Source organism: Gottschalkia acidurici 9a (genome assembly GCF_000299355.1).
Classification (GTDB): Bacteria; Bacillota; Clostridia; order Tissierellales; family Gottschalkiaceae; genus Gottschalkia; species Gottschalkia acidurici.
The window spans coordinates 2,660,229-2,674,588 of sequence record NC_018664.1; the positions used below are offsets into that span (position 1 = coordinate 2,660,229).

The 14,360-nt window shown below is 28.7% G+C and carries 13 protein-coding genes and 1 pseudogene; 2 read left to right on the plus strand and 12 right to left on the minus strand.

The features are described from left to right. Positions 1-5: 5 nt before the first annotated feature. The 5 genes from CURI_RS12680 to CURI_RS12700 all read right to left on the minus strand — a co-directional run bounded on the left by CURI_RS12680 (position 6) and on the right by CURI_RS12700 (position 4,916). The gene (locus tag CURI_RS12680) at positions 6-341 is read right to left on the minus strand and encodes a P-II family nitrogen regulator (RefSeq protein WP_014968666.1); all 336 of its coding nucleotides are present in this window, start codon (positions 339-341) and stop codon (positions 6-8) included. A 20-nt stretch (positions 342-361) separates the two neighbouring features. Beyond that, positions 362-1,063, minus strand: a complete 702-nt coding sequence (locus CURI_RS12685; RefSeq protein WP_014968667.1) for a DUF1538 domain-containing protein — start codon at positions 1,061-1,063, stop codon at positions 362-364. A 181-nt stretch (positions 1,064-1,244) separates the two neighbouring features. Further along, positions 1,245-2,168 (minus strand): hypothetical protein, encoded by a 924-nt coding sequence (locus tag CURI_RS12690; protein WP_014968668.1) that lies wholly within the window; start codon positions 2,166-2,168, stop codon positions 1,245-1,247. Continuing rightward, positions 2,155-3,513: a DUF3696 domain-containing protein gene (locus tag CURI_RS12695; protein WP_014968669.1), complete on the minus strand. Its 1,359-nt coding sequence runs from the start codon at positions 3,511-3,513 to the stop codon at positions 2,155-2,157. Before CURI_RS12695 ends, CURI_RS12690 begins: the two co-directional genes overlap by 14 nt. Positions 3,514-3,587: 74 nt before the next feature. Further along, on the minus strand, positions 3,588-4,916 hold the full coding sequence (locus CURI_RS12700) for a CoA-disulfide reductase (RefSeq protein ID WP_014968670.1): 1,329 nt from the start codon (positions 4,914-4,916) through the stop codon (positions 3,588-3,590). Positions 4,917-5,534: 618 nt separating this feature from the next. Between CURI_RS12700 and CURI_RS12705 the strand changes: the two genes are divergently transcribed. Continuing rightward, positions 5,535-5,960 carry a flavodoxin gene (locus tag CURI_RS12705; RefSeq protein ID WP_014968671.1) on the plus strand — a complete coding sequence of 142 codons (426 nt, stop codon included), beginning with the start codon at positions 5,535-5,537 and terminating at the stop codon, positions 5,958-5,960. A 72-nt stretch (positions 5,961-6,032) separates the two neighbouring features. Here the strand turns inward: CURI_RS12705 and CURI_RS12710 are convergent, their stop codons facing one another. Next, positions 6,033-6,719 carry an N-acetylmuramoyl-L-alanine amidase gene (locus CURI_RS12710; protein ID WP_014968672.1) on the minus strand — a complete coding sequence of 229 codons (687 nt, stop codon included), beginning with the start codon at positions 6,717-6,719 and terminating at the stop codon, positions 6,033-6,035. Between the two features lie 192 nt (positions 6,720-6,911). Further along, positions 6,912-8,678, minus strand: a pseudogene (locus CURI_RS12715) (bifunctional homocysteine S-methyltransferase/methylenetetrahydrofolate reductase); the annotation flags it as partial. A gap of 255 nt (positions 8,679-8,933) precedes the next feature. Between CURI_RS12715 and CURI_RS12720 the strand changes: the two are divergent. Further along, positions 8,934-9,632 carry an RluA family pseudouridine synthase gene (locus CURI_RS12720; RefSeq protein ID WP_014968674.1) on the plus strand — a complete coding sequence of 233 codons (699 nt, stop codon included), beginning with the start codon at positions 8,934-8,936 and terminating at the stop codon, positions 9,630-9,632. A gap of 90 nt (positions 9,633-9,722) precedes the next feature. On the opposite strand, the gene CURI_RS12725 is transcribed toward CURI_RS12720, so the two are convergent. The 5 genes from CURI_RS12725 to CURI_RS12745 form a co-directional block, all read right to left on the minus strand. After that, complete coding sequence (locus CURI_RS12725) at positions 9,723-10,511, minus strand: ABC transporter ATP-binding protein (protein WP_014968675.1); 789 nt, start codon at positions 10,509-10,511, stop codon at positions 9,723-9,725. Positions 10,512-10,522: 11 nt separating this feature from the next. Then, complete coding sequence (locus CURI_RS12730; RefSeq protein WP_041701822.1) at positions 10,523-11,518, minus strand: iron chelate uptake ABC transporter family permease subunit; 996 nt, start codon at positions 11,516-11,518, stop codon at positions 10,523-10,525. Positions 11,519-11,542: 24 nt separating this feature from the next. Then, the gene (locus CURI_RS12735; protein WP_014968677.1) at positions 11,543-12,580 is read right to left on the minus strand and encodes an ABC transporter substrate-binding protein; all 1,038 of its coding nucleotides are present in this window, start codon (positions 12,578-12,580) and stop codon (positions 11,543-11,545) included. Positions 12,581-12,582: 2 nt separating this feature from the next. Further along, positions 12,583-13,116 (minus strand): nucleoside-triphosphatase, encoded by a 534-nt coding sequence (locus CURI_RS12740; RefSeq protein ID WP_014968678.1) that lies wholly within the window; start codon positions 13,114-13,116, stop codon positions 12,583-12,585. Positions 13,117-13,313: 197 nt separating this feature from the next. Beyond that, entirely contained in the window at positions 13,314-14,207 is an 894-nt protein-coding gene (locus tag CURI_RS12745; RefSeq protein ID WP_014968679.1) for a tRNA 2-thiocytidine(32) synthetase TtcA, read from the minus strand. Between the last annotated feature and the right edge of the window lie 153 nt (positions 14,208-14,360).

Below are 14,360 nucleotides of genomic sequence, written 5' to 3' on the forward strand. Positions count from 1 at the left end.
CCTCATTATTCTTGAGGCAGGTCAAATTCTTCTCTATGGTGAAGTCCTATTAAGTCTATTATAGGAAGTGTAAATACTATTCCTGTTCCAGGCTCTTTAAGTCTACCTGCATCTACTATGGCGTTTAATATTGGTCTATAGTTGTCTCTTTCACAAAGAACAAGTATAATTTCCTTTGAAGATTCTATGTGTATATTTAGAAATTTCTTTATTTCACTTTCTCCTGTACCTCTGCCATAGAAAATTGTTGCTCCTTTAGCACCTGCGGCTTTGGCTTTATCTACTATTTTATCTGCCTTTCCTCTCTCTACCACAGCCACAACGCATACTATTTGTTCCAATTTTCAAATTCCTCCTTATATTAAAACCTTGTCAGTATTCCTAAACTCAAAACTGAAATCATTGTACCTAGAGAAGTAAGCCCAACTATTCCAAATCCGTTTAAAAGTGGATCTGCTCCTGCTATTGTAGCAGCTAATCCTAATGCTAATGTCATATTTAATGGTATGTTTACAGGTCCAGTTGTTGATGCTGCTGAATCCATTGCTACAGCTACAAATTCTTTTGGTGTAAAATAAATTAGTAATATTATAATACCTAGTAGTGGTATCATTATCTTACTATTAGGTATATTATTTAATATTTTTATTATTCCTATAGACATACCTCCACCAAAGCCTAATGCAACGAATTGAATAAGCATATTACTTCTTATAACACCGGAAGATATTTCTTCTACTTCTAAAGCTAGTATCCTTAAAGCAGGCTCTGCTAAAGTTGCGAAGTATCCAAGCACAAACCCAAATAACACTATTATCCATTTATTATTCAGTGTTAGTAGGTTTCTACCTACATCTTCTCCTAATGGTAATAAGCTTATTGATAAACCTTTTAAGAAAAAGTGGAGTCCAAGTATAGTCAATAGAAATCCTAATGCAAAGCTTTTTATATTCTCCATAGGCTTTTTTAAAAATAAAACCTGAAATAATATTAAAAACACGGCTATAGGTAATATAGTCTTCGCTGTTCCCCACAAGGCACTTATCCATTCTATATTTTTCATATATTGCCCCCTTTCCTGGCTATTAATTTTTTAAATACTCATTTTAATTTTAATATTTGTATGGGATTTGATTTTTCAGATGATTTTTAAGGCAGATATTTAGATTATACAATTCTAATTGTATCCTTTTTTATATTATTGTGTCAATAGACCTTATCAACTTTGATAATTAATTGATACATTATTTTCTAGTTATATTTATAACTTCCTGCTCAGTTTTTCCATCATCTACATCACCAAACACTCTTAGCCTATATCCTAAGTCTATAATAAATTCATCTGTTTCTATATATGAATGATGTGTATATTTTTTATCTAAAAACTCAACCTTACTCTTATATCCATTATAATTTGTAAACTTTTTTGTTATTTCTTCGTTTTTTCCATTACCCGATATTACAAAAGTTATCATGCAACTCTCTTTATTTATATATCTTAATATATACTGATTTAAGTTTCTCTCATTTTCTTTCTGATTTATATATCTATCCTTTATAATGACTCTAGTGGAATTCATTAAAAATTTTGATAAATAAGTTGCTAAAATATCTGATTCGCTGTCAAGAGGTACCTCTAACCTTGTTGGTGTCTCATATATATCAAAAATACTGTGTTGTTTTCTTCCTACTATAACTTTTCTGACTTCTCTCATAGTAACCGTTTGAGATTTTTCTTTCATGAATGTTCCTTCAGATACGAACTTTACTTTCTTATTTTTTCTTCTTGTATCTAACTCTACATTTCCCACTAGAATTTTATCGTCAGATGACATAGCTGTTCCTATCATTACTTTCTCTTCATATGTTTTAGCATTTTTTATTTTACTAGAATGCTCCACAATAACTTTTTTAAATTTCTTTTTAGAATTTATTATTGAAAAATACCAGTTTTGAAATTGTGCATTATAATTATTATCTTTAGAGTCTTGTTCCCAAGTTTTGATTAGTTCATTACTTACTATTAATTTATGCTTGTTTAATCTCTCTCTACACATATTGTACTTGTCGCTTATATCAAATTTTTTTCTGACGATTTCCTTAGATACTGTTAATTCTAATTTCATATTTTCACCCATTTTTCTAGATTGATTTCTACATAAACTCAAAGAGTTTTCTTCCTAATTCATAATGTACATCAAAGAATCCACTTGGCCAGTCTTCTTCGAATTGTCCGTTTTCTGCTATTTCCATCTTCATTATTTTTGTTCCATCTTGATCCTGGGTAAAATAATATATTCCAATATCGTCTGGTGATATCTTTCCAGAGGCAACAAGTATTTGTAGTTGAGTTACTAAAAATATGCTATGTGTTTCTATTAAAAACTTCTTATTATCTTTCTTAGCACAATCTACAAACAGATCTGCTAATTTAGCTTGCGCATTTGGATGAATATGTGTTTCTGGTTCTTCTATTATAACTATACTTTCTTTTTGAGAGTTAACAGACTCTATTATAATAGGCAATAATTGAGCTGTACCTATGCCTACATCTAATATATTATTATATATACCTAAGTGCTTATTTCTTATCATAATGGAATACTTATCTTCATCTACCTCTCTAGCTTCTATGTTGTCTCCTAATTCAAATTCATCAAGCCAATAATTTATATTTTCCTTCTTTTCTTTAATTTCTATATCTACGTCACATTTTCTATCTATATCCAGTAGAGTTAATAGTGTATCTTGCCCTCTTGAACCAACTGTTCTTGTTTTTCTTTCATTAGATACGTATTCTATTCTATGAAAATCACTTCTTAGTGATTCCAAATATAAAAACTTTTCCCCAAGCCTATTAAGGTTTTGCTCTAACTTATCTAATATATAATAAACTAAAATAATATTTTCTAAAGAACTATTAGACAGTTCGTGTAATTTCTCTTTTTTTATTTTAAAGTAAAATTTACAAGGATATATCGCTTCTATATTATCTATTATATTATCGTTTAGTTTTAAAGTATAATTTTCTTTATCTTTAGATACTTTTACATTAATATCATCCGTAGTATTAACTTCAAATGCATCTATACTTAAAGTGATGTCATCTACTATCTTTAATGTAAAAGACATATCCTTGATTTTTATTTCCCTGTATTTTTCAGCTATTTTTATTATATCACTCTCATCTATATTTTCTAAAAAGTCTTTCAATATGTTTACTTCTATAGACTCTGTTTTTTGCTCACTCTCATCAAAGCCTATTTTATACTGTATTTTATTATCTACATCATTGTCATATACTAAAGCTTTATATGTTATGCTTTCTCCATCTATACCTAGAGTTGGATCCTCCATTTTGCACTGTATAGCATTTTTTAATAATAGAAGTCCTTGTATAAAGCTAGATTTACCAGAACTATTTGGTCCTACTAATATATTTATTTTTTTTATATCTATTTGTCCTGATTTCTTAAATGATTTGAAATTCTTCACCTTAATAGATTTAATCATGTAATTTCTCCTTATTCTTAATATTTTTATATATTTAAATAAGCTGTCTTATTGTAAGACAGCTTATTTAAATATTATTCAGCGCTTAATCCAGCTACGTTTAAAAAGTTCCAAGGTTTATTAAAGTGGGGTTGGAAGAAGAAATCTATAGTCGCTAATTCGTCTATAGTTACCTCTTTCTGAATGCACACTGACATTGTGTTTATAGACTGTGTAAGGTCTGTCTTTGATACTATCTGAGCCCCTATTATCTTTCTAGTTTCTTTTTCATATACTACTTTAAGCTTCAAGTCATAATATTCTGGCATAAACACTGGTCTATTTGTGTCTTCTATAGTTACAGACTTAACATCCATCCCCTGTGCTTTAGCACTACTTTCCGTGATTCCCGTAGAAGATATACTGTAATCATATATTTTTATTCCTGACGTTCCTTGAGTACCTATATACTTCAAAGTTGGCTCTTTTAAATTTTTAGCAACTAAGTACCCCATACGTACTGCATTAGTAGCTAGTGGTATGTACTCAGACTTACCAGTAGGATTAAATATAATCGTTGCACTATCTCCGGCAGCAAATACATCTTCCTTACTTGTACGCATATACTCATCTACGATTATTGCACCGTTATTAAGCATATCTAATTTTCCCTTAAATAACTCTGTATTTGGTCTAAATCCTATAGACAGTATAACTAAGTCCGCCTCATATTCTCCCTTGTCTGTAATTACCTTTGATACTTTACCATCTTTTCCTTCAATTTTAGTAACTGTTTGATTCAAAGCTAATTTTATATTTTTTTCTTTAAGAGACTCTTCAGCAATATCTGTAAATTCCCTATCCAGATATCTTCCTAATATACGATCATTAGTATCTATAAGTGTTACATTTTTTCCTTTTAGTTGAAAAGCTTCTACCAACTCTACACCTATATATCCTGCTCCTACTACAACTACATTTTTGGACTCATCCATTTTAGATGTTATTTCTTTTGAGTGTTTATAGTTTTTACATAAAAGGACATTTTCTAAGTCTGCTCCTTCTATATTTGGAATTACAGGCCATGATCCTGTAGTTATTATTAGCTTATCGAAAGTATCTTCAATTTCCTCATTTGTTATTAGATTTTTCACTTTTAACTTTTTATTTTCCATATCTACAGATAATACATCATGTTTCATTTTTGTATTTACATTTAACTTTGTTAGTTCTTCTGGTGAACAATAAAATAGTTTTTCAACGTCATCTATTACTCCCCCAACATAAAGAGCTATTCCACACGATAAAAAAGATATATTATCATTTCTCTCATAAACTGTAATCTCAGCTTCTGGATATAATTTTTTAGAATTTAATATTGCTGATGTACCCGCATGTGTACATCCTATAACTGCTATTTTCATAATTAAATTTCCCCCTTTATTAAAATTCTTTCCATATATCTCTCTACCCGTAAAAATTATTATTAATCTTTTTATATAAAAAAATTCCCCTATGACAAATATGTCTTAGGGGAAAAGTCGGGTTTGAGATTAACAAATGTTTAACTTTATAAAAAAATGAGAGATTTTAAACATATAATACATGCTTCTAGCATTCATTATAATTTTCAAAGAAGGATATTTTGAGTTAGTATATCAGTCCTGTGGAGACTTTTAGACTATATCCTTCTTTTTGATAATTGTTCTCAATGTCTAACTTAATGATAATCGTTTTCAAATGTTTTGTCAATACTTTTTTAAAATTTTTTATTTATTTTTAGTTACAATATATGTTATTAATTTCATTTATAAAATCTAGGATAATATTTTTATTTTATATTATATTAAATACTTTAAATTGCTTGTCTTATCTACCTTTTAATCGTTAGGTGAACTTTTGAATAATTAAAATTTTGCTTTATATTAAGAATTTTAAAAAAGATAATATTTTTCTTATATTTAATATTTTTATCTCTGCTAAAATTTAATTATTGATAATCATTTTCACATATAACAATTCAATTTATGGAGGGATTTACTATGAAAAAAGTTTCTATAATTTATTTTAGTGGTACTGGTAATACAGAAGCAATGGCTAATGCTATATCTGAAGGAGTTAAAGAAGCTGGTGGAAGTCCAGAAATTATACCTGTTGAATCTGCTAGTGCAGAGAACATTTCAGGTGCTGATGTAATAGCTTTAGGTTGTCCTTCTATGGGCGCTGAAGTATTAGATGATACTATGGATATGTTTGTAGACAGTATTGAAGGCGAAGTATCTGGAAAACCAGTAGCTCTATTCGGTTCATACGACTGGGGTGATGGTGAGTGGATGAGAGATTGGTATGAAAGAATGAATGGTTACGGAGCAAATATGATTCAAGATGAAGGACTAATCTGTCATCTAACACCAGAAGACGATGATATTGAAGTTTGTAAAGCTCTTGGTAAAAAATTAGCTAATTAAGCTAATTGATTGCTCAGTTTTTATCTCCCTTAAATCAAGGCTGGCCACTATAATTTGTAGGCCAGCTTTTTATTAATTAACTATTATGGCTTCATATCCTTTAGACTTAAGTTCACTTATAAGTTTCTCTGCATTCTTTATATCACTAAATACTCCTACTTGTACTTTATATACTTTACCATCTAAATTTTCTTCAGGTTTGTCAAGCTTAACAAGTTCAGCTCTATACTTTATACCAAGATTATTTAATATACCTTTTGCTACTGCTAAAGCTAACTCCCGTTGTCTATTTTTTAGTATATAAGCATCTTGTGAATTACTGATAAACGCTAATTCTACTAAAGTTGCTGGCATATTAGTTAGTCTTAAAACTGCAAAATTTTCTGTTTTTGTTCCTCTATTAGCTGTATAGACTTTATCCTTAATTATACTATCATAAATATTCTTTGATAGTTTAGACCCTTGCAAACTATTAGGATAACTGTACGTTTCCATTCCCTTTGCTGATGAATATCTAAATGAATTACAGTGTATAGACACAAATATGTCAGCTTTTGAATTATTGGCCTTTTTAGCTATATCTGAAAGTTCTATGAATACATCATTAACTCTAGAATATACTACTTCTATTCCATGACTTTTTAATATTTCTCCTATTTTTAAAGTAACAGATAAATTTATATCCTTTTCTTTTAATCCATTTCCTACAGCCCCGGCATCTTTTCCCCCATGACCTGCGTCTAAAAACACCTTTGCCATAATAAATCCTCCCAATTTATTTTACTATTTACATAGTATCAAGGTCTCTTTTTAATACGAAACCTGTATACTTATATAATATGTACAAGTTATAAATATTGTTACAAATAACTTCTTAATACAAAAAACACTATCAATATTAATCTATAAATATCAATAGTGTTTCTAATATATAAAATTAGTGTCTACTTATTATCTAACTTTTTTAAGTATTTCCATCACCATTTCAATTCTATCAAATGGTGTAATAAAATAAAATCCATCTACATGATCCTTTAATTTATTAGCTATTTCTGTAGCTAACTCTATACCCACTTGTTCTGACTCTTCTTTAGTCATATCTTTATGGAATCTGTCTACATATTCTTTGGGTATATCTATTCCTGGAACCTCATTATTTAAGAACTGAGCATTTTTATAGGTAACTATAGGCATTATTCCACCCATTATCTTTATTCCGCTGTCTTTTTTAAGCTTAGATAGAAAATCTATTACTTCATCATGAAATATAGGCTGAGTGAAGAATATATTTGCTCCTTGCTCCACCTTTTTTAACATCCTATTTATTTCTAACTCTTTATTCTTAACATTTAAATTTAATGCTCCACTTATATTGATTTTATCTGTTTTAAAAGTTTCCTTGTTTAACTCAGATATAAGTTCCATTAATCTATATGAATTTAGATTAAATACACTTTTAGTAGATATTTTATCTATATCTAAAATAGGGTCTCCTGTAACTACCAGTATATTTCTTATATCTTCAATATGAGCCCCAAGAAGTCCTGACTTTAATGCATTTAAATTTTTATCTCTACAACAAAGATGAGGTATTACATCTATCCCAATTTCTCGCTTAATCTTTGCTGCAATCATAATAGAGTCTACCCTAGCTATTCCCCTAGGAGAGTCTGCTATAGTTACTATATCCACTCCATTTTCTTTGCATATCCTAGCATTATCCACCATTTTTTCTATAGAAGTATCATATGGTGGATCTAACTCTACTGATATTATAAACTTATTGTCTTCTACTTTATTTAAAAAATTATTTCTTTTTTTTTCAAATACTGCTTTATGCTTTTCTTTAACCTTTATATGTTCCACTTCTTTGAAGCCATTTGATTCTAGTTTTTCCACTATACTTTTTATATGAGCTGGTGTAGTACCACAGCATCCACCTATTATTTTAGCTCCTAACTTACTAATATCTACTACTATATTTGCAAAATAATCTGGATTATTTACATACACCATTCTTTCATTTATAAGCTCTGGGTAACTCGCATTAGGTAATGCTGATATAGTGTCATCAAATATATCCATATCTTTTATTAGTTTGTATAAATGACTAGGTCCTGAACCACAATTGAATCCATAAGCATCTATAGTTTCTATCTTTTTCACTTCATCTAATATACCGTTTATACTTATACCTTTTCTAGTAAATCCATCTAATGTAACTGCAAATTGAGTTAATATAAAAGCATTACTATTTTTTGATTTTATATATTCAGATATCTCTTTTAGATAATCTATAGTTCCGAAGGTCTCAAATATAAAAATATCTTCTCCTAGATTCAAAAATGTATCTACTATAAATTTATATTCTTCTAAAATATCTATATCATCATCTTTTTTAAATACAGATTCATGTATAGGACCAATACTAGCTCCTACAAACACTTTTCTTCCTTCTGTAGACTCTTTAGCTATATTATATCCACTCTCTATTATTTCTTTTAATTTTTCCCTAGTAACTCCTAGTGTAATAGTATTAGCGGAAAAAGTATTAGTTCTAATTAGCTTAGCTCCTGAGTCTATATACTCTTTGTGAATATTTCTTATTGTTTCTGGATTATTAATATTTGCAAGTTCACAGAACGATACTCTTTCACCAGTAATTTCAGAGTAGTAAGTCCCCATAGCCCCGTCTGTGATTAGAATATTTTTCTTTAAGTACTCTCGAAGCTATTTTTTTCTCCCCTTTTTATTTATTTAAATACTGAATTTATTTTTATTCTCTTTATTGTATAAAAAACATTATATCACTTCCAGTGTACTATTGTTTGTAAAATAGTAAAGTTTATTTTAAAATTCATACTAAACATATTGTTATACCATTATTTTGATTATTAAGTTCTTATCTTCTTTTATAATTCTTGTAACTATGTTACTATTTATTATAATATTGTTTATTAAGGAGAGCTTTCATTGAATATAAATGTAATTTTTGAAGATAAAAATATAATTGTAGTTGAAAAGCCAACTAAGTTACCTTGCCAAAGTGATAAAACTAATGATGATAATTTATTAGATATATTAAGAGAAAAGATTAAAGTAGAGAATCCTAAACTTAAAAACGTATACCTTGAGCTTGTACATAGATTAGATAGACCTGTTGGCGGGGCTTTAGTTTTAGTTAAAACTAAAGAATCTAATTCTAATCTATCTAAACAGATTCAGAATAGACAACTCAAAAAGGAGTATTTAACTATTGTATGTGGAAGGTTTGAAGAAAACAAAGGGGAACTTAAAGACTACTTAAAAAAGCTTTCTACTATCAACATGAGTAAGGTTGTAGATCCTAATACACATGGTGCTAAAGAAGCTATTCTAGCCTATCAGGTATTAGAAACTATTGAGACTGAGGAATATGGAGTTTTAAGCCTAATAAAAGTTAACTTAAAAACTGGTCGCCATCATCAGATAAGAGTTCAACTTGCTAATGCTAATTGTCCTATATGGGGAGATAATAAATATAACAAATCTTTTGTTGGAAATAAAGGTTGGACTCAGATAGCCCTTTGGTCTTATAGTCTATCTTTTAGACATCCTATAAAAAATAATTATCTAACATTTAACTCTACTCCAACTAAAGAGTATCCTTGGGATTTATTCGATTTAAGATAATATAATTGATATAAAAAGAACTCAGAAATTTAATAAACTTCTGAGTTCTGTGCAATAATACTTAATTTTTATAAGAGCTTTTTCTACTTATTAGTGCCTTTTGTTTAATGTAAATGAAGGAACTATAATTTTTTCGCTGTTAACTCCTCTAATCGTTGTAAATTCTACATCATAAAGTTTAGATAAATGTTCCTCAGTAAAAATATCATCTATTTGTCCTGATATCATAAGTTCTCCATCTTTAATCATAACCCCTTCATCACAATATTTATAGCATAGAAGTGGGTCATGAATAGATAGTATTATTCCCTTATTGTATTTTCTTGAAATATCCCATATTAAGTTCATAACCTCATTCTGATTTTTTATATCTAAATTAGAAGTAGGCTCATCCATGACTATAAATTCTGTATCTTGAGCTATAGCTCTAGCTATCATTACTAACTGCTTCTCTCCTCCACTTAATTTTGAAAAATCCTTTTCTATTAATTTATCTATACCAACAATCCTTATAGCCTCATATGATAGTTCATAGTCTTCTTTCGTTGGCTTTGTGAGAGCATTTAAATATGGATTCCTTCCCATTAAAACCATAGTTAATACATCAAAGGTTAAGTTTGAATTTATGGTTTGAGGTACATAAGATATTATCTTTGATAAATCCTTTTCTTTTATATCAGAAACTACCCTATTTCCAATACTAATTTTTCCACTCGATGGTTTAAGTATTCCAAGTAAATTTTTTAGGAGAGTTGTTTTGCCAGTTCCATTCTTACCCAACAGGCTATATACTTTACTTTTTTCAAATTCTATATTTATGTTCTTTAAAATATGGTTCTCGTTAAATGCGAAGTAGAGATTTTCTATTTTTATTTTCATAATTACACCTACTAAACTGTCCTTTTAACAATAATTAAATATCCTAGTATAGGAGCTCCTATTATAGCTGTAAGTATTCCTATTGGTATTTCAGAAGTAGTTAAAGTTCTAGCTATATCATCTAATATTAATAAAAATGCTCCTCCAAGTATTGCAGTAAAAAAGTATATATATTTATTATTGTTTCCTATTAAGATTCTAGACAAATGTGGAACTATCAAAGCTATCCATCCAATAGTTCCTGATATTGAAACACAAAATGAAATTACAAATGAAACCAATAGTAGTATTATATTTCTAATTTTTGATACGTTCATTCCTAAAGATCTTGCCTCTACATCTTCTAAAGATAATATTTTTATTTTAAAATTCAGCTTATTTATTAAGATTATGCTTGGTATTATTATATAAATACAATATCTGACTAATTCCCAATTAGCATTATGTAATCCACCCATAGTCCAAAAGACTATGGACGGAAGCTGTTGATAAGGATCTGCAATATACTTCATGATTGAAAGAAGGGAAGTAAAAAATGCAGATGTTATTATTCCTGATAGTACTAGATACAAAATACTTTCATCTCTAGACGTTTTTTTTATTCCATATGTTATGAATATTGCTAGTATACCAAATACAAAAGCTAGTATTTGTACATCTCCTCTAAAGTTTATAGGCAAAGTAATAGCAAGTGATGCCCCAAAACTAGCTCCAGATGTTACTCCTAATATATCTGGAGAAGCTATTGGGTTTTTAAATACATTTTGAAATACTAGCCCTGAAACAGATAGTCCAGCTCCAATTAAAGCCGCCATTAAAATTCTAGGTAATCTAACTTTAAACAATATTGAAGAGACAGATTCTAACTCTAAATTATTAAAGATATAGTCTTTAATATTTACTACACTATTGATATATTGATGACTTGTTATTGAGTATCTTCCTATAAATATCGATATAATAAAAACTATTATAAAAAAACAATTACCTTTAAAAGATAATCCAATTTATGATTATCCTTTTTCCTCACTTTATAATTTTCCTCCTAAATCTTCAAATGATTTTCCATAAAACTTACTATAAAATTCATTTGCTTCTGTTTCTATATTTAAATCCTTAAATTCTTTAGGATATAATGTTTTGCCTAACCAAAGTATACTTAATATACTAGATGGTTGTGGCATATCCCATGCTGATATATTAGATGGTATTTGATAAATTTGTTCATTTTTTATAGCATTTAAAGAAACAATTTGTTCATTTGCTTTTATTTCCTCAGGAGTGCCACCCTCAGAATACATTACAGATGCTATTACATCTGGATTCCAATTTAATAGCTGTTCTACTGTAACGTCATTTGAACCACCTTTAAGGTGGGATGCAACGTTTATTCCACCCGCTGCTTCAATAATTTCATGTTGATACATATCTGAAGACACTGTTGATAAAATACCTCTAGAACTAGCCATATAAACCTTTTTCTTTTCTACCGAACTTACTTTTTCTTCAACAAATTTTATTTTATCTTCATAGTATTTTATTAGTTCTTCAGCCCTATCATTCACACCTAGAGCTTTTCCCACAGTTAATATATCATTTTTTAAAAGCTCTATACTTTCAGGATTTATACTTATCACTTTAATGTTTTGATCCTTTAGCTTTTTTACGGTTTCATCATCATCTTTAGTAGGATACATTATTACTAAATCAGGATCTAAAGATAATACTGCCTCTATATTTACTCCATTTTTTTTACTACCAACTTCAACTATTTCAGCTGCAGAATCACCTACTAATTTTTTCATAATCTCATCGCTTGAAGCCTTATCTTGTGCTCCTACAAGTTTATCTACTGCACCTAATGCTAACACTAAATCTGTCGCTGGTTTATAGGTAGTTACTACTTTATTAATCGAGCTATCTACATTAGTACTAGTTTCGGTATCTTTAGTTTCCATATCACCTTCATTTATATCTTTCTTACATCCTGTAAATATTAATGGAATGATTAACATTAACATTATTATTAACTTATATATTCCACTACTTCTTAGTCTATTATTTCTCATTTTTATAACCTCCAGTATTCAACTATTTTATCAACCATGGTATTTCTATTTCTCTCTGTTACTTCAATAATAAATACATCTTCTCTATCTCTTATAGATTGTATAAATTCTGTATTTCTTTTCTTTAGAACTCCGAGAACTTTATTATTACTATCTAAAATCTTATGTATACTTTTCTTAAACTTACCTGCTTTACTTTCAAAAAATCCTATTTCATCTAGTAAAACTAAATCAGATTCTGAATCAATTGACTTTGATAGTATGTCCACTCCTTTTTTTTCAAAAACCTCAGTTATACCAAAACATCTCTCACAGTCTGTGGATTTTACTCCTACTATATTTTCTATATTTGGTATAACACCTTTTTCTAACTGATCTTCCATGTAATATCCTTTCACCTTCTCATCCTCATAAAATGGAAGTGTTTTAAATCCTGATATATAATTACGTTCAAAATACTTATTTATAACTTTATTTATTATTGTAGATTTTCCCACTTTAATATCACCAGTTAGAAGTATATTATTACAATTCAATTCTTTACCTCCTTTACTTGTATTTATATATAACCTTAATATAAGTATACATCTCTTTTAGTTTTTATCAATACTTTAACTTTTTCACTTTATATACAAATATATGTTTTTAATTTTCAGATTCTCATTATAAAAAAATAGACTATAAGGTTATGATTTTAACCTTATAGTCTACTTCAAGCATCAATCTTTTCAATTTAATCTTCTTCATCATAGATATCTAAAAACGAATACTTCTCTCCGTCTTTTTCCCATCCTAATATAGAATTCATATTTACATTTTCGGCTGCCTTAAATATAGATATATCCACGTTATTAAAGTTCTCTTTCAAGTTTTCTATTAATGCCTTTATCTCGTGACGTTTTCCACCTATCTTTTTAGCTGCTACCATACAAGCACAGTTAAGTGGCCATATACCACTAGTTTGTGTAAATCTGATTATATCTTTTTCATGTATATAATACATAGGTCTTATAAGTTCCATATTTTCAAAGTTATCAGCTTTTAATTTTGGAAGCATAGTTTTAAAGTTTCCTGAATATAATACATTCAACATAGTAGTTTCTATAACATCATTAAAGTGATGTCCTAGAGCTAGCTTATTGCACCCTAGTTCACTAGCTTTAGCATAAAGTGAACCCCTACGCATTCTTGCACACATATAACATGGATAATCTTTAGCTATTCTATCTACTACCTCAAATATGCCTGATTCAAATGTATGGATTGGTATATTCAAATGTTCGCAGTTATCTATCAATAGTTTCTTGATATCTTCATGGTATCCAGGATCCATAGCTAAAAATTCTAGTTCAAATTTTATTACACCCTGACGTTTTAATTCTTGAAACAACTTTGCCATGAGTAAACTATCTTTACCGCCAGAAATTCCAACAGCTACTTTGTCCCCATCTTCTACTAGTTTATAGTTATTTATAGCCTTTACAAACTTTGACCATAATGGTTTTCTGTAAGTTTTTATTATTCTACGTTCTATCTGTTCTAATTGCATTCTTTCATTAAGTGGAATTAGTATTTCACAACCACTACCTGCTATACTATTTTCTTCATTTTTATTTTCTTCAGTCATTTTATCACCCTCTTTTTCCAAAATAATTATAACAGTTTTATGATTTTTTGTCTTTGATTTAGTTTATTTTATGTTTAGTATTTTGATTTTACACTTTTAATGGATAAAAAAATGACTGACAAGATTTAACTTGCCAGCCAAAACGATGATAAG

Excerpts from the sequence above, each read along its gene's own strand:
- CURI_RS12685 (WP_014968667.1), bottom strand. The coding sequence starts at position 1,063 with ATGAAAAATATAGAATGGATAAGTGCCTTGTGGGGAACAGCGAAGACT.
- CURI_RS12695 (WP_014968669.1), bottom strand. The coding sequence starts at position 3,513 with ATGATTAAATCTATTAAGGTGAAGAATTTCAAATCATTTAAGAAATCA.
- CURI_RS12700 (WP_014968670.1), bottom strand. The coding sequence starts at position 4,916 with ATGAAAATAGCAGTTATAGGATGTACACATGCGGGTACATCAGCAATA.
- CURI_RS12705 (WP_014968671.1), top strand. The coding sequence starts at position 5,535 with ATGAAAAAAGTTTCTATAATTTATTTTAGTGGTACTGGTAATACAGAA.
- CURI_RS12710 (WP_014968672.1), bottom strand. The coding sequence starts at position 6,719 with ATGGCAAAGGTGTTTTTAGACGCAGGTCATGGGGGAAAAGATGCCGGG.
- CURI_RS12725 (WP_014968675.1), bottom strand. The coding sequence starts at position 10,511 with ATGAAAATAAAAATAGAAAATCTCTACTTCGCATTTAACGAGAACCAT.
- CURI_RS12735 (WP_014968677.1), bottom strand. The coding sequence starts at position 12,580 with ATGAGAAATAATAGACTAAGAAGTAGTGGAATATATAAGTTAATAATA.
- CURI_RS12745 (WP_014968679.1), bottom strand. The coding sequence starts at position 14,207 with ATGACTGAAGAAAATAAAAATGAAGAAAATAGTATAGCAGGTAGTGGT.